The organism is Picosynechococcus sp. PCC 7117, from assembly GCF_001693275.1.
Classification (GTDB): domain Bacteria; phylum Cyanobacteriota; class Cyanobacteriia; order Cyanobacteriales; family MRBY01; genus MRBY01.
This window is the reverse complement of sequence record NZ_CP016477.1, coordinates 855,489-869,482: the sequence shown is the minus strand read 5'-3', so window position 1 is coordinate 869,482 and position 13,994 is coordinate 855,489. Positions and strand designations below refer to the sequence as shown.

15 protein-coding genes are annotated in these 13,994 nt (G+C 50.8%); 7 read left to right on the top strand and 8 right to left on the bottom strand.

Going from position 1 to position 13,994, the window contains the following annotated elements; genetic code table 11:
* Positions 1-37 precede the first annotated feature (37 nt).
* From AWQ22_RS04215 to hemE, 3 genes are all read right to left on the bottom strand, one after another.
* The gene (locus AWQ22_RS04215; protein ID WP_065710290.1) at positions 38-991 is read right to left on the bottom strand and encodes an ABC transporter permease; all 954 of its coding nucleotides are present in this window, start codon (positions 989-991) and stop codon (positions 38-40) included.
* Positions 992-1,004: 13 nt separating this feature from the next.
* Positions 1,005-1,937, bottom strand: coding sequence for an isoaspartyl peptidase/L-asparaginase (locus AWQ22_RS04210; protein WP_065710289.1), 933 nt, complete (start codon positions 1,935-1,937; stop codon positions 1,005-1,007).
* Between the two features lie 161 nt (positions 1,938-2,098).
* On the bottom strand, positions 2,099-3,151 hold the full coding sequence (hemE, locus tag AWQ22_RS04205; protein WP_012306451.1) for a uroporphyrinogen decarboxylase: 1,053 nt from the start codon (positions 3,149-3,151) through the stop codon (positions 2,099-2,101).
* A gap of 103 nt (positions 3,152-3,254) precedes the next feature.
* Here hemE and AWQ22_RS04200 point away from each other — a divergent pair, with 103 nt between their 5' ends.
* The 4 genes from AWQ22_RS04200 to AWQ22_RS04185 all read left to right on the top strand — a co-directional run bounded on the left by AWQ22_RS04200 (position 3,255) and on the right by AWQ22_RS04185 (position 6,193).
* On the top strand, positions 3,255-3,686 hold the full coding sequence (locus AWQ22_RS04200) for an FYDLN acid domain-containing protein (protein WP_062432899.1): 432 nt from the start codon (positions 3,255-3,257) through the stop codon (positions 3,684-3,686).
* 48 nt (positions 3,687-3,734) lie between these two features.
* The gene (locus AWQ22_RS04195) at positions 3,735-5,507 is read left to right on the top strand and encodes an ABC transporter ATP-binding protein (protein ID WP_065710288.1); all 1,773 of its coding nucleotides are present in this window, start codon (positions 3,735-3,737) and stop codon (positions 5,505-5,507) included.
* 61 nt (positions 5,508-5,568) lie between these two features.
* Positions 5,569-5,787, top strand: coding sequence for a hypothetical protein (locus AWQ22_RS04190; RefSeq protein WP_041443377.1), 219 nt, complete (start codon positions 5,569-5,571; stop codon positions 5,785-5,787).
* Positions 5,780-6,193 (top strand): putative toxin-antitoxin system toxin component, PIN family, encoded by a 414-nt coding sequence (locus AWQ22_RS04185; protein WP_065710287.1) that lies wholly within the window; start codon positions 5,780-5,782, stop codon positions 6,191-6,193. The genes AWQ22_RS04190 and AWQ22_RS04185 overlap by 8 nt, the downstream gene beginning before the upstream one ends.
* Before the next feature lie 16 nt (positions 6,194-6,209).
* Here AWQ22_RS04185 and dxr read toward each other — a convergent pair whose 3' ends face one another.
* Positions 6,210-7,388, bottom strand: a complete 1,179-nt coding sequence (dxr, locus tag AWQ22_RS04180) for a 1-deoxy-D-xylulose-5-phosphate reductoisomerase (protein ID WP_065710286.1) — start codon at positions 7,386-7,388, stop codon at positions 6,210-6,212.
* A 63-nt stretch (positions 7,389-7,451) separates the two neighbouring features.
* Positions 7,452-8,090 carry a class I SAM-dependent methyltransferase gene (locus tag AWQ22_RS04175; RefSeq protein ID WP_065710285.1) on the bottom strand — a complete coding sequence of 213 codons (639 nt, stop codon included), beginning with the start codon at positions 8,088-8,090 and terminating at the stop codon, positions 7,452-7,454.
* A 111-nt stretch (positions 8,091-8,201) separates the two neighbouring features.
* On the opposite strand from AWQ22_RS04175, the gene dacB reads away from it, so the two are divergent.
* Positions 8,202-9,674, top strand: a complete 1,473-nt coding sequence (gene dacB, locus AWQ22_RS04170; protein ID WP_065710284.1) for a D-alanyl-D-alanine carboxypeptidase/D-alanyl-D-alanine-endopeptidase — start codon at positions 8,202-8,204, stop codon at positions 9,672-9,674.
* Positions 9,675-9,733: 59 nt separating this feature from the next.
* Complete coding sequence (locus tag AWQ22_RS04165) at positions 9,734-10,306, top strand: hypothetical protein (RefSeq protein WP_030007590.1); 573 nt, start codon at positions 9,734-9,736, stop codon at positions 10,304-10,306.
* Between the two features lie 85 nt (positions 10,307-10,391).
* Here the strand turns inward: AWQ22_RS04165 and ndk are convergent, their stop codons facing one another.
* From ndk to AWQ22_RS04150, 3 genes are all read right to left on the bottom strand, one after another.
* On the bottom strand, positions 10,392-10,841 hold the full coding sequence (gene ndk, locus AWQ22_RS04160; protein ID WP_065710283.1) for a nucleoside-diphosphate kinase: 450 nt from the start codon (positions 10,839-10,841) through the stop codon (positions 10,392-10,394).
* A gap of 99 nt (positions 10,842-10,940) precedes the next feature.
* Positions 10,941-11,549 carry a PspA/IM30 family protein gene (locus tag AWQ22_RS04155; protein ID WP_065710282.1) on the bottom strand — a complete coding sequence of 203 codons (609 nt, stop codon included), beginning with the start codon at positions 11,547-11,549 and terminating at the stop codon, positions 10,941-10,943.
* A 67-nt stretch (positions 11,550-11,616) separates the two neighbouring features.
* Positions 11,617-12,618 carry a hypothetical protein gene (locus AWQ22_RS04150; protein ID WP_065710281.1) on the bottom strand — a complete coding sequence of 334 codons (1,002 nt, stop codon included), beginning with the start codon at positions 12,616-12,618 and terminating at the stop codon, positions 11,617-11,619.
* Between the two features lie 399 nt (positions 12,619-13,017).
* Here AWQ22_RS04150 and AWQ22_RS04145 point away from each other — a divergent pair, with 399 nt between their 5' ends.
* Positions 13,018-13,764: a phycobilisome rod-core linker polypeptide gene (locus AWQ22_RS04145; protein ID WP_030007594.1), complete on the top strand. Its 747-nt coding sequence runs from the start codon at positions 13,018-13,020 to the stop codon at positions 13,762-13,764.
* Positions 13,765-13,994 lie beyond the last annotated feature (230 nt).

Genomic DNA, 13,994 nt, shown 5'->3' with positions numbered 1-13,994 from the left:
CCGCCTACGACACCTCCCTTAAGGGAGGATTTTTTTGTTACTTAATGCGGGGGTCGAGGAAACGATAACTTAGATCGGCGATCGCATTAAAAATCACCACCAAGGCCGCATAGATAATCGTAATCCCCATAATTACAGGTGTATCGTTGCGGTTAATGGATTCAATGAGTAGCGCGCCGATCCCTGGCACCCGAAAAATTTGCTCTGTCACCAAGGCCCCCGTCACAATGCTCGGCACGTCAATGGCAATCAGGGTGACAACGGGAATCAAAGCATTGCGCAAAATATGTTTGCGGAGCACAGCAAATTCCCCTAAGCCCTTGGCATAAGCCGTCCGCACATAATCCTGGGGCAGCTCTTCGAGGATCGCATTGCGCACAAACCGGGTCAAAATCGCCGTTTGGTACAACGCGAGGACGGTGATTGGCAGGATCGATTGCTGGATCTGCTGCCAAAAACTCTGGAAATCATTGACCACCAGGGTGCTGTTGTATAGCGAGGGGAGCCACTGCAATTTCACGCTAAAGACAATGATCGCCAGCAAACCCGTAAAAAAAGTCGGTAGGGAATACCCCAAGAAAGCAAAGGTGGTGGCCAGTTGATCCAAAAGAGAGTTGCGGCGCAGGGCAGAGATAATCCCCAGGGGTAAGGCGATCGCCACACTCAGACCGTAGGCAAGACCCACCACCCAGAGGGTTGTCGGCAGGCGTTGCCAAATCAGACCCAGCACAGGACTTTTACTGGTGAAAGAATAGCCCAAATTCCCCTGGCACAGCGCCCAGAGCCATTTGACATAACGAAGATAAAAGGGCCGATCCAGGCCCAGTGATCGCCGAATATTTTCCCGCACCTCGGCGGTGATTGCTGGGTTATTCGCAAATTCACTGAGGGGGTCTCCTGGTGCCAAGGCCAAAATCGTGAAAATCACAAAACTAATGGCAAGCAATGTCCCCAGGGCGATCGCCAAACGTTTCAGGAGGGTGCGCACCATCCGTCCTTACTCCCTAAAGGGAGCCGACCCCCGGTTCCAGTTGCCATTCCAGGGTATCCCCCACAGCAGTACCGTCGTGGTAGGCCGCCAAAAGCACTTCGCTGGTTTTTCCCCAGACAATATTGCCCCCGGCATCCAAGGCGATCGCCCCCAGATCCCGTTTATTTACCGTTGCTTCCTGGATTGATTTTTCCATGGCGGTTGGCAAACTTAAACCATCCGTGACCCGAATAACCACCTTCGCCGCAAGGCATTCGTCAATAATGTCTTCCCCAATGCCCGTGCAACTGACCCCAGCCACCTGGGTCGCGTAATTTCCCGCAGGCATCGCCGAATCACTCACCCGACCAATCCGCTCTAAACCTTTCCCGCCCGTAGATGTGGCCGCTGCAACCCGACCATTTTGGTCCAGAGCCACCACCCCAATGGTGCCGCGCCGGGCCATTTCATCCTCCGCAACAACCCCGGCCATACTACTGCGAAAATTTCCCTTACGTTCTTCCAGCCATTCTTCGAGGCGCAAATCGGTCAGAGGATCATGAATGGGGAGCTGTAGTAACCGCACCATCTCTGCCGCACCAACATCGGACAACACTCGATCATCTTCCGTTTGCAACGCCTGGGCCACTTCGATGGGATTTTTAATGCGGCCCACATTAATCACGCCGCTAAACCGTTGGGCCGTACCATCCATCAGGGAAGCACTCATGCGAATTTGACCATCGGACTGGAGCACCGACCCTGTCCCCGCATTAAACCGTGGTTCATCTTCTAAAAGTTTTGCCCCTAGGATGACTGCTTCCACAGCACTGCCGCCCTGTTCTAAGAAGTCATAAACCTCTTGAACAATCCTGTGGAGCGACTCCCGTACGGCGATTAAGCCCCCTTTGCCCTTGAGGGAACTGCCGGCCCCACCGTGAATAATGAGTTTTGGTTGCACTGTCATCCCGCTGATTCCCCAGAATTTTTAACTAAAAGCAAACGCTAAGAAATTCTATCGAGAAATGTCGGCCCTGCCTACGGCATCACCCCAATTTCCCAAAAAAAGCGCCCTAGGATTTGACTCTCCTAAAACGCTTTTTCTGAATGAAGGAATGGCTTTAAAATCTAGAGGAAACTCTGGACGTTCTTACAGGTTTCAAAGAAGAAGCGGACATTATCTTCAGGGGTGCCAACGAGAACACCATGGCCAAGGTTAAGAATATGTCCCCAATTGCCCGCTTTACGCACGGTGTCAATGATCCGCGCTTTGATGAAGTCCTGGGAACCAAACAGCACACCAGGATCAATATTGCCTTGGACTTTCATGTCTTTACCAAGGCGCTGGCGGGCATCGGCCATATCCACCGTCCAATCGACGCTGACGATATCGACACCAGATTTACCCATGCGCTCTAGAACACCGGCACTGCCACTGATGTACAGAATCAGCGGGAAGTCTGGGTATTTTGCTTTGACTTTGTCCACGACCCGTTTTTGATACGGCAGGGCAAACATATCGTAGTCTTGGGGACTGAGTTGGCCCGCCCAAGAGTCGAACATTTGGATCACCTGGGCTCCACATTCGATCTGGTAGCAAACATAATCGGCGATCGCATCGGCAATTTTTCCAAGGAAACTGTGCAACACAGCCGGCTCAGAAAAGGCCATATTTTTGATGATGGCGTAGTTCTTTGAACTCTTACCTTCAATGGCATAGGCCGCTAGCGTCCAGGGGGCACCGACAAAGCCCAGTACCGTCGAGGCATTGCCCACTTCCTGGCGGAGGGTGCCAAGGATTGTTTTGATAAAAGGCAAGGATTCTGCCGGATCAAAGGGGGTCATGGCATCGACCTGGGCCTGGGTGCGGATCGGGTTTTCAATGATTGGCCCTTTGCTTTCGATGATGTCGAAGGGAATTCCCATCCCTGGTAGGGGAGTGAGAATATCCGAAAACATAATTACACCGTCAGGCTGGAATGCATGCCAAGGTTGGAGCGAAATTTCGATGGCGAGATCAGGATTTTCAGAACGTTCCCGGAAGCTCGGGTACTTCTCCCGCAGGTCGCGATAAATTTTCATGTAACGTCCGGCTTGACGCATCATCCAAACCGGTGTCCGCTCAACTTTTTCCCCCCGTGCAGCCCTCAATAAAAGAGGTGTATTATTGCTTTCCGACATGATTTATTAAAATAATTTTTGTGCATTTGTAAGCTTATCATCTCGGTTTGTGAAATAAACTTGAGGCACTATCGTAAGCAGTTAACAATTATTAAGAAATATTGTGAACGATCCTTTCTCTCGTAATATTCAATTCTCTTCTTCGGGCCTCGGCTGTTTTTTGACCTTTATTCTGATCGCGGCGTTACTGACTTCGGTGGGCCTCGGCTGGGTTGTCAACGGGTTTATTATTCTCATTCTGCTCATTCCCGTGGCGATCGCCTTGGGGGTTGTGGGCTTCCAGTGGTGGCTCAAGCGCAATTTGGTAGAGGCAGATTGTCCGGTCTGTGGCTATGAATTTACGGGTTTAAACAATTCCATGGCTCGCTGCCCTAGTTGTGGTGAAGTGGTGCAAATTACAGAAAAGAAATTCCAACGCCAGACCCCTGAGGGAACGGTGGAGGTAGCCGCTGTGGAAGTGGACGGGCCGCAAGGGACGGATAACGCCGACGCTAAAACGGTGGATGTGCAGGTGCTAGAGCCGGGCGAAGATTAAACAGAACAGGTTATGATCTCTTGGGTATTGGCTTGATTTTCTTTGAGTATGTCCCATCCGCTAACCCGTTTATTCCGCTATGGTAGTCGCTACCGCAAACAGATCAATTTGGCGATCGCCTGTTCCGTTCTGAATAAACTCTTTGATCTGGCGCCTCCGGTGCTAATCGGGGTGGCAGTGGATACCGTGGTACAGCGGGACAACTCCTTTGTGGCCCAGTTTGGCGTCACCAGCATCATCGGTCAATTGGTCGTCATCGGCATTTTGTCTTTCCTGATCTGGAGTGCCGAGTCCATTTTTGAATATTTCTACCAACGTCTGTGGCGCAATTTAGCCCAAAAAATGCAACACAATCTCCGTCTCGATGGTTACGGCCATTTGCAGGAACTGGAGTTGGGCTACTTTGAAGAACGCAGCACCGGGGAACTATTGGCCCTGCTCAATGATGATGTGAACCAGTTGGAACGCTTTCTCGATGTGGGCGCCAACGAAATCTTGCAGGTGATCACGACGGTGATTTTGATTGGGGGTTTATTCTTCTACGCGACCCCCTCAGCGGCCTGGATGGCGATGGCGCCGATTCCGATCATCATCTGGGGTTCGGTGGCATTTCAGAAAAAGTTGGCTCCCCGCTATGCCGATGTGCGCGAAAAGGTAGGGGTACTCAGCTCGCGCCTATCCAATAACCTCAGCGGCATCACGACCATTAAAAGCTTTACGACGGAGCATTACGAGCTAGAACGGCTCCGCTTTGACAGTGATGCTTATCTTCAAAGTAATGAGCGGGCGATCGCCTTAAGTGCCGCCTTTATCCCCTTGATCCGGATTGCGATTTTGGCTGGGTTTACGGCGATTCTCTTTTTCGGTGGATTACAGGTGGAACAAGGAGCTTTGGCTGTGGGCACCTACAGTGTTTTGGTATTTATGACCCAGCGGTTGCTGTGGCCCCTAACCCGCCTGGGGCAAACGATGGATCTTTATCAACGGGCGATGGCTTCGAGTAACCGGGTCTTTAATCTCCTCGACACGGAAGTGCAAATTCGTTCTGGGGAGGTAGCCCTGCCCACCCATACGGTCAAAGGGAAGATCAAACTCGACAATATTTCCTTTGCCTACTTTGAGCGAGCGCCGGTTTTGCAAGATTTTTCCCTCCACATTCCTGCGGGGCAAACCATTGCGATTGTGGGGGCGACAGGTTCTGGGAAAAGTACGATTGTGAAATTGCTCCTGCGTTTCTACGAAATTAACCAGGGACAAATTACCGTCGATGGCCTGGATATTCGCGACATTTACCTCAAGGATCTGCGGCGCGCCATTGGTCTAGTGAGTCAGGATGTGTTCCTCTTCCATGGCACCGTGGCGGAAAATATTGCCTACGGGAATCCCGATGCAACTCTCCCGGAAATTATCCAGGCCGCAAAACTTGCGGAAGCCCACGACTTTATCGAAACTCTGCCCCAACGGTACGACACCATCGTCGGGGAACGGGGACAAAAACTCTCCGGTGGCCAGCGGCAACGCTTGGCGATCGCCCGCGCCATTTTGAAAGATCCGCCCATTCTGATTTTGGACGAGGCTACTTCTGCTGTGGACAATGAAACCGAAGCGGCGATCGCCAAATCCCTCGAAAAAATCACCCAGCACCGCACCACCATTGCGATCGCTCACCGCCTTTCTACGATCCGCCATTCCGACTGCATTTATGTGATGGATCAAGGCAAAATTGTGGAGCAGGGAACCCATGAACAACTCCTTGATCGGCAGGGTTTATACTACAGCCTCTGGCAAGTCCAAACTGGTGCAAAATTACCTGCATTCTAGGTACAATCCTGTGAGCTTGGTCATTGCCTCGCCAAAAATTCGTTACGTCAGGTCATATTCAATGGAAACCATCACCATTCAAGTCGAGTCTCATCTCGCCGAGGCCTATCAACAGATTGATCCTCAAAAACAACGGCAAATCCAAGCATTGCTGAATATTTTTCTTGCCAAAGCAATTAACCCCAAACCACTCCTAGAAGTCATGGAAACGGCGAGTCAGCAAGCTATTGCCCAAGGCATGACACCGGAGATTTTAGAAACAATTTTGGCGGATGAATAAATGCCGCATCATCATTGATACCAACGTACTTGTCAGTGCTTTGGTTTTCTCAAGTTCCAACTGTATGGAAGTTGTAACTTTCGCTCAAAAACAGGGCATTATCCTGACGTCTTTAGATGTTTTGTCAGAATTAAGTGAGGTTCTCAATCGACAAAAATTTGACCGTTATCTGACCAGAGAAATCAGAGACGATTTTTTAACAAGCTTGGCACTAGCCTCTGAAATTGTTCCCATCATCGAAAAAGTTTCGGTCTGCCGCGACCCCAAAGATGACAAATTCCTTGAACTCATTGTCAATGGCAAGGCTGATTTTCTCATCACAGGCGCTCAAGATTTACTCGCTCTCCATCCCTTTCGAGACGCTTCCATTCTTACCGTCCAAGACTTCCTGCAAGCTGTTAACTAAGGAATTTGATTTGGCCTTAAGCTAATTGTGGCTGTAATTCAAGAACAGCTTGTCTGGCCCATTGATCTGCCTGCAAAATGTCGTCTAGGGTCGGGTTTGTCTTGTTGTCGTTTTGGTGGCGATCGCAGACCTTTTCGATCAAACGAGGGATATCGAGGAATTCAATTTTTTCTTCCAGGAAGAGGGCGACAGCTTGCTCGTTCGCCGCATTCAAAACCGCTGGCATCGATCCTCCGGCCCGTCCTGCAGCATAGGCCAAATTCATACAGGGATATTTATGGTGATCTGGTTCCCGGAAGGTGAGATCGCCCGCCTTCACGAGGTCAAATTGTTCCCAATCGGTGTAGATACGTTCGGGGTAAGAGAGGGCGTAGAGCAGGGGCAGGCGCATATCAGGCCAACCCAACTGGGCTAAAACCGAGGTATCTTGCAGCTCGATTAGGGAGTGGATGATGCTCTGGGGATGCACCACAATGTCGATGTCGTCGTAATCTTTACCAAAGAGATAATGGGCTTCGATCACCTCTAAACCTTTATTCATTAGGGTGGCAGAATCAATGGTGATTTTCTGGCCCATCGACCAGTTGGGGTGTTTCAAAGCATCTTTGACGGTGACAGTGGCCAATTTTTCCACGGGGAGATCCCGGAAAGCGCCCCCGGAAGCCGTCAGAATAATCCGCTTTAAACCTCCTTCCGGCACACCCTGGAGACATTGGAAAATCGCGGAATGTTCGGAGTCAGCAGGCAGTAGTTTCACGCCATGTTTTTCGATTAAGGGTAAAACCACTGGCCCTCCAGCGATCAGGGTTTCTTTGTTGGCAAGGGCAATGTCTTTTCCGGCTTCGATGGCGGCAATGGTGGGTAAAAGTCCCGCACAGCCCACAATCCCCGTTACCACGCTTTCGGCATCACCATACCGGGCCACTTCGGCGATCGCCGAAGTGCCAGCGATGATTTGGGGTTGGTAATTTAAATCTTTGAGGAGAGATTTTAATTCGGGTAAAAGGCTTTCCTGGCTGGTGGCGACAATTTCTGGGTGGAACTCCCGCACCTGTTCGGCTAGGAGTTGAATATTACGCCCAGCGGCCATCCCCACAACGCGGAATTTATCGGGGTGCGATCGCACAATATCGAGGGTTTGCGTCCCGATTGATCCGGTGGAACCAAGGATAGAGATGGCTTTAGCGTTGGTCATGATACTTGTTTGCGTGAACCCGTTTGTTGCATCATCTCATAATCGGGGCTTTGTGGGGACGACTTAAGAGGCGATCGCCGCTGGGATTTCCTCGCTTTTCTGGAAACTTGTGAGTAAAACGCCGAACATCAGATAATGGTGTGCCACGGTTTCCAGGCCAACTCGTTCCCCCATTGCGGTTCGTTCCGCCCGGGAATAGAAACGCAATCCCCCAGGCGAAAAGGGAAAACCATCCCCTTGGCACAATTCTCCCTTGCCGTAATCTGCCAGATAAAATTGGCCACCCGGCTTGAGCACCCGCTGCACTTCCCCTAAAACCGTTTCGGGGTGGAGATAGTGCAAAAAGCTAATCGTATTAAACGCCGCATCAAAGGTATTTTCCGGAAAAGGTTGCGCCTCGGCATTCCCCTGGACAAAAGAAAGGCGATCGCCATGGATATTTTTCCGTTGGGCCTGGGCTAACATTTCTGGAGACAGATCCAACCCCACCCCCGTTAATTCTGGATAAAGCTTGCCGAGTCGTTTAAATAATTTGCCCGTTCCACAACCTAGGTCAAGCACATGGCCATCTCTGGGGAAATCAGCATAGGTGAGTAACCGCTTATGGACAGCCTGATAAAAAGGCGTGGTCAATAAAATATCGTAATTTCTCGCCCAGCGGTCAAAAAAAGTCTGCTTCCGTTGAAAAAATTGTTCGCTCATGGAGATTTAGCCCAAGAAAACCACAAAGATCCTTTTCGCAGTGTACCGAAGCCCACCAAAAACGGCAGTATAGTAGGACAAATGCGCCCTGACCGTTGACGAGGAGAAAAAATGGGGAAAACACAATTTCAACCGGTAAGCCAGATCCTCGCCCTGGCAAGTTTAGCAACCCTGGCTTTTAGCTCCCAAAGTCTGGCCCAATCCCAAGCAACCTGCGATCTCTCTGGCACTATTTCTCAGATCCTCCAGCGTCCAGAACAGCAACAAACCCAGTGGGGCATTGCGATCCAAGATCCCCAGACTGATAGTTTCTTATTTGAGCACCAAGCCGACACTTTTTTTGTGCCAGCCTCTAATCAAAAACTCCTCACCACTGCCGCTGCCCTCACCGACTTAGGCGCAGACTACCAATTCCAGACGCCCATTTCCCTCGTTCGGCATATCCACGGAGAAGTTCGTTATTTGGTGATTGAAGGTCAAGGAGACCCGACCCTAACCACGGCAAAGCTCCGCACCGCCCTCGAAGAACTTAAAAACCAAGGGATTACGGATGTGGGAGAGGTCATTATTATTGATAGTCCACCATCCCAAACGCCCCATCCCACTTGGGAATGGTCTGATTTACCTTGGTATTATGCAACGGCTGTAAATCAGCTTATTCTCAATGAAAATGTTGTCACTGCCACTGTGACGCCCGGAGCCGTGGGGAGTCGCGCCCGTATCACTTGGTCGGATGCGATCGCCGCCCGCCAATGGCAACTGGATCACCAACTTTTTATAACCCCAGAAGGCGCAAATATTCCCCCAGAACCCCGCCAAACCTATGGGACAAATACCCTCACCCTCCGGGGAGAACTGGCCCCCGATGCACCACCAAGGCAATGGTTTTTATCGATTCCAAATCCTGGCCGCTATGCCCTCGAAACGGTGCAAACTATCCTGCGCAGTCAAAACATTACTTTCAAAGGGGGACGGGTCATCGACACCGATATCCAGTCCCTACTCCCTGATCCACTCAACAAAGAAAGCCTCCTCTACAAAATTGAACCACTCACGGCGATCGCCTCTGAGCCCTTGGCTGAAATCCTCAAAACCACCAACCAAGACAGCAATAACCTTTTTGCCGAAAGTCTCCTAAAAACCCTTACTGCCGCTGACCGAGACCCAGAAACAATCTTAGAATCTATCGGGGTTGATCCTGCCACCTACCGACTCCGGGATGGCTCTGGTCTTTCTCGCCATAACCTTGTCACCCCCATGGCCTTAATCCAGACCTTGGACGGTATGCTGACCCATCCCCAGGGGGACATTTACCGCGACTCTTTGGCGATCGCCGGCCGCACAGGCACTCTCCAAAACCGCTTTCAAGATACACCTGTCGAAAACCAATTCTTTGGGAAAACAGGCACCATGACCCACGTTTCTGGCCTCTCTGGCTACCTCGATCTACCCGATGACAGCACCTTATTGGTCAGTATTTTGGCGAACCAAACTGGCCAATCGGCTCGAATTACCCGTCAAGCCATTGATGATGTTGTCGTCGCTGTCCATGATTGGCACTCCTGTTCCACGACCCAGCCATAACCTCCGCTGTTGATCGAATACAAGGCGAATATTCAATTTTTCCGATTCAAGTTGCAACAATGACCCCAGACGCCATCTCCGCTACCCTCACTGAATTTTTTCCCGACGCCAAAATTAACCACACAGACAACAAAACTTGGAAAGTACACAAATCCCAAGCCCGGTTTCACCTGCTGGTGAGCCTGTCTAGTGATGGTCAAATGCTGCGGATCTTTGTACCTGTCGCGTCCCAGGATGACGCGGAACCCTATTATGGCCAGTTGCTCGAAAGTAACTTTAATGAAAATAAACTCGTCCGCTACGCCCTCAACCAGGGTTTACTCTGGGGCGTATTTAAATATCCCTTGGAACAACTTGACACCGCTATTTTCCAACAGGTGTTAACGGAAATGGTGGCCTTACACCAACAAAATCTCAGTCCCTTTTTTAATCAACTGGCCGAAGATAAAGTGCGAGAAATTATCCGTGCCGCCAAGTCCCAGGGGCAAAGTATCGAAAAGACGATGCAAACGATTACCCGGTTTTACCAAGAAGGAATTATGGGGGGCCTCGACCAAGAACCCAGGGAACAACAGCGGGCTTTATTGGCTTGGCAGCACCAATTAGAACGGCTCTGGGATGAAGAGGAATAGCCACGAAAAAACCCCGTTAGGGTTGAACGAGGTCTTGGAAAAAATTAAATTGCCAAAATTTGCTTGGAAACCAAACAGATTGGGTTTATTCGTAGAGCCAAGCTTTGGTGGCGGGTTCCCAGTTGGCCAATTCAGATTCGGAGAACCAGAGGGCAATTTCACTAGCAGCGGTGTCGGGGCCATCGGAACCGTGGATCAGGTTACGGCCAATGTCCACACCGAAGTCACCCCGGATTGTGCCGGGTTCTGCTTCGAGGGGGTTGGTGGCACCGATGATTTTCCGGGCGGCGGCGATCGCCCCTTTCCCTTCCCAAACCATGGCGACGACGGGGGCAGAAATAATGAATTCTACGAGGCTACCGAAGAACGGTCTTTCTCTGTGAACGCCGTAGTGCTGCTCTGCTAATTCGCGGGAAACAGAAACCAATTTTAGACCGACGAGCTTAAAGCCTTTTGATTCAAAACGACGGATAACATCGCCGACCAAACCGCGCTGAACACCGTCCGGTTTAACCATTACAAATGTGCGTTCCACAGAATTCTCCTTTGGACATATACAAAACCACAGGTCAGCGTAACATAAGTTTTACCCTTCGTTGCGCCTAAAATGGAGTGGGCGATCGCCTTTATTTTTCTAGGAATTTTTTGGGTGATGGCGCTGGCTTTTTTCTAGCTGACGGAATTGTGCTTCGAGGGGATCGATGAGATCGGTTTCTGCTTCCACTTGCCACAGGGACAATTCCAAATCCGCGATCGCCGCATCCAAGCTTCCCCCGATTAATTCTTGCTGGAGGGTTTGTAACTGTTGCTGGGCGATCGCCGTCCGCAACCGCGTCACATACCAATCTTTTTGCAGTTTAATGTGGTTGATTTTGTCTTCGAGAACATCAAGATCGTGGCGTACGCCTCGGATAAAGGCTTGTTGTTCTTCCCGTTGCGCCTCCAGTTTCGTCAACATTTCCCCATAGGTTTGTCGTCGGGCGATCGCCGCTTTTGCTAAGGTTTCATCGCCACAATCCAGGGCCAATTTTACCCACCGCTGCCATCGCTGTACCATTGCCGCCATGGTTTTTCGGTGTCGTTCCCCCCGTTTAGCACTCGCCACCGCCTGGGCCACGGCCCGCCGCATTTGGATCAAATTTTTCTCCATGTCCCAGAGGGTCTGCTCCAGGATGTGCTCTGGATCAGCGGCAGGTTGCCACCATTGTTGAATGCCATCCCAGGTGCGCCGGAAAAAATTCATCGTGCCCAGTGTCCCGCTTACTGACGCGTTTCAACTACTAATCTAGCCCAGGGGGCGATCGCCTCGTTTAGGAAGCTGGCGACAGTTGATGGTAATAAACCTCCGCTGCAATTTTTTGGGCCTTAAATTGACGCATCAGATCATCGGCTTTGGTGGCTGAATCGACTTCTGCCATCTGAATGGCTTGGCCCACGGGGAACTGTCGCACAAAAGCCCCATCAACCACTGCCTGAGCACGCTCCAGGGCGCTGGGACTCGTATTTCGGAAAATCACGTAGTAATATCCCAACTTCAAACCATCGGGGGTGGCCAAAGGTGTCCCCGGAAAGCCCGGCACTGGCGCAAGGGGGGTTGCTATTGCTTGATCTGGAGTCGGGGGAGGCGTTGTGGCACTGGTAGAAGCAGTGGCATCGGCTTCGGTATTTTCGGTGTCCGTGGGTACGCTGGGATCAATGATGCTGAGATTATCTAGGCGCAACTCGATAAATTCTTGGGAGGCTAAATTAACGGTGCTAGAGGTCGCCGACGCAGTGGTCTCTGGCGTTGTTGCCGTGGTCTGGGCCGGGGAGGATTCTGCGGCTGTTTCCGGGACTGGGGTCGGGGTAAATAAATCGGGAACGGCGATCGCCAAGGCCACCAATCCCCCCCCTAAAATGGCTGCTCCCAAAAAAGCAAGACCCAGTTTCCAACGTGGCGTAGGCGGGGTAACAGGTTGGCTGCTGGCATCTAAACTTTTGAGGAGTTCCTCCGACGATTGCAGGTAATCTTCCGGGGGGGGCGTGGGCTGCTCCCAGGGGGAAAGGGGGCCAGCAACAGCAGTGATGGTCTCGGTAGTGTCTGTTTCAGAAGCCTGTGCTGGTTGTTGCGCCATTAATTCGCCATCATCACCCTGATCAAGAGCTGCAGATCCCCCATCGAGGGGCGGTTCTGGACTTGGAGGCGGTGTGAATCGCTCGGATGGTGGCCGCTGTTGCCGATAACGTTGCAATTCTCGGTCTAGATCTAGGTCTAAATTGTCTAAAGCAGCCTGAAAGCTAGCATTTGCGGCGTTAGGGGGGGCTTGATTCATCCGAAAACTCCTACACTCTCAACGGAGAACAATCAATGGGATGGGGAAGGCGATCACGGCTCAGTAACCCCACGGTCAAACTAAGGGGTTGGGAGACTCAACTTTCTCTAAAATACTGCATTTTTTTCGGCCACCGTCAATTGTTCTAAATTGACCTTTTAGGGCCGGATCTTTTTTCCTTTTATCTTAAGGAAATGGCCCCGGCGATCGCCCCAGAATAGACCCTTGTTTGATCAAGTTTTGCCGAAAAAGCAAGCTACTGCGGCCCTAGGGCGCAGGAAATAAACGTTAACTTCTGTAATATTTTTTAATCTTTCCGAGGGATAGCCCCTGACTCCCTTATGCTAATCAGTAAGAAATTTTATTTTTTAAAGTCTTCTGATATAACGGAGGTCTGGTTTGACAATTCCTTTATTACAATACGCCCCCTCGAGCCAAAACACTCGGGTAGCAGGGTATACCGTCGGTGGCGACGAGCAGCCTTTTGTTTTTACAACCGATAACGTCATTAGCGATTCTGACTTTGACGTTCTCATCAACGCTGCCTATCGTCAAATTTTCTTCCACGCTTTTAAGTGCGATCGCCAACAGCTACTCGAATCCCAGTTGCGCAACGGTCAAATCACTGTCCGTGACTTCATTCGGGGTCTGTTGCTGTCGGAAACCTTCATCGATAGCTTCTATAACAAAAACAGTAACTATCGCTTTGTTGAGCAGTGTATCCAACGGGTACTCGGTCGCGATCCCTTCAGCGAACAGGAAAAAATTGCCTGGTCAATCGTGATCTGCACCAAGGGTCTAGCGGCCTTTGTTGACCAACTCCTCAACACTGATGAGTATATGGAAAACTTCGGCTATGACACGGTGCCCTACCAGCGCCGCCGTAGCCTCGCTAGCCGTGAGCAAGGTGAGACACCCTTTAACATCAAGTCTCCCCGTTACGATGCTTACTACCGCTCCCAGTTGGGCTTCCCCCAAGTGGTTTGGCAAAATGCAGTCCGTCGTTTCCGGACTCCCGACCGGGTGCCCCAAGCTGGCGATCCCGCTCTCTTCCTCAACATGGCGCGTTCTGCCCAGATTCCCAAAGTCAACGTTCGGGTTTCCGCCGCAGACATCAGCCTTGCCGCAGTGCCTTACCGCAACTAAGACGGACAGCTTCTAGCACCCCATGGGGTGTTATTGTTTTGTTCTAAAAAATTGAATTACCGTCTTTAATCTTAGTTTGAGCAACCCCGTTTTGTTTGGACTGATATTAAGGGGCGGTAATTTTGTTATGGGGTATTGAGCCTTTGCCCAAGCCCCAAAGAGAACAGAAAAAATCTGATTTTGTTTTCAGTCAAAGACTTGGGAAAATAGCAAACGAGACGATAAGTATA

Coding starts and splice junctions, on each gene's coding strand:
- AWQ22_RS04215 (WP_065710290.1), bottom strand. CDS start 991: ATGGTGCGCACCCTCCTGAAACGTTTGGCGATCGCCCTGGGGACATTG.
- AWQ22_RS04210 (WP_065710289.1), bottom strand. CDS start 1,937: ATGACAGTGCAACCAAAACTCATTATTCACGGTGGGGCCGGCAGTTCC.
- hemE (WP_012306451.1), bottom strand. CDS start 3,151: ATGTCGGAAAGCAATAATACACCTCTTTTATTGAGGGCTGCACGGGGG.
- AWQ22_RS04195 (WP_065710288.1), top strand. CDS start 3,735: ATGTCCCATCCGCTAACCCGTTTATTCCGCTATGGTAGTCGCTACCGC.
- AWQ22_RS04190 (WP_041443377.1), top strand. CDS start 5,569: ATGGAAACCATCACCATTCAAGTCGAGTCTCATCTCGCCGAGGCCTAT.
- AWQ22_RS04185 (WP_065710287.1), top strand. CDS start 5,780: ATGAATAAATGCCGCATCATCATTGATACCAACGTACTTGTCAGTGCT.
- dxr (WP_065710286.1), bottom strand. CDS start 7,388: ATGACCAACGCTAAAGCCATCTCTATCCTTGGTTCCACCGGATCAATC.
- AWQ22_RS04175 (WP_065710285.1), bottom strand. CDS start 8,090: ATGAGCGAACAATTTTTTCAACGGAAGCAGACTTTTTTTGACCGCTGG.
- dacB (WP_065710284.1), top strand. CDS start 8,202: ATGGGGAAAACACAATTTCAACCGGTAAGCCAGATCCTCGCCCTGGCA.
- AWQ22_RS04165 (WP_030007590.1), top strand. CDS start 9,734: ATGACCCCAGACGCCATCTCCGCTACCCTCACTGAATTTTTTCCCGAC.
- AWQ22_RS04155 (WP_065710282.1), bottom strand. CDS start 11,549: ATGAATTTTTTCCGGCGCACCTGGGATGGCATTCAACAATGGTGGCAA.
- AWQ22_RS04150 (WP_065710281.1), bottom strand. CDS start 12,618: ATGAATCAAGCCCCCCCTAACGCCGCAAATGCTAGCTTTCAGGCTGCT.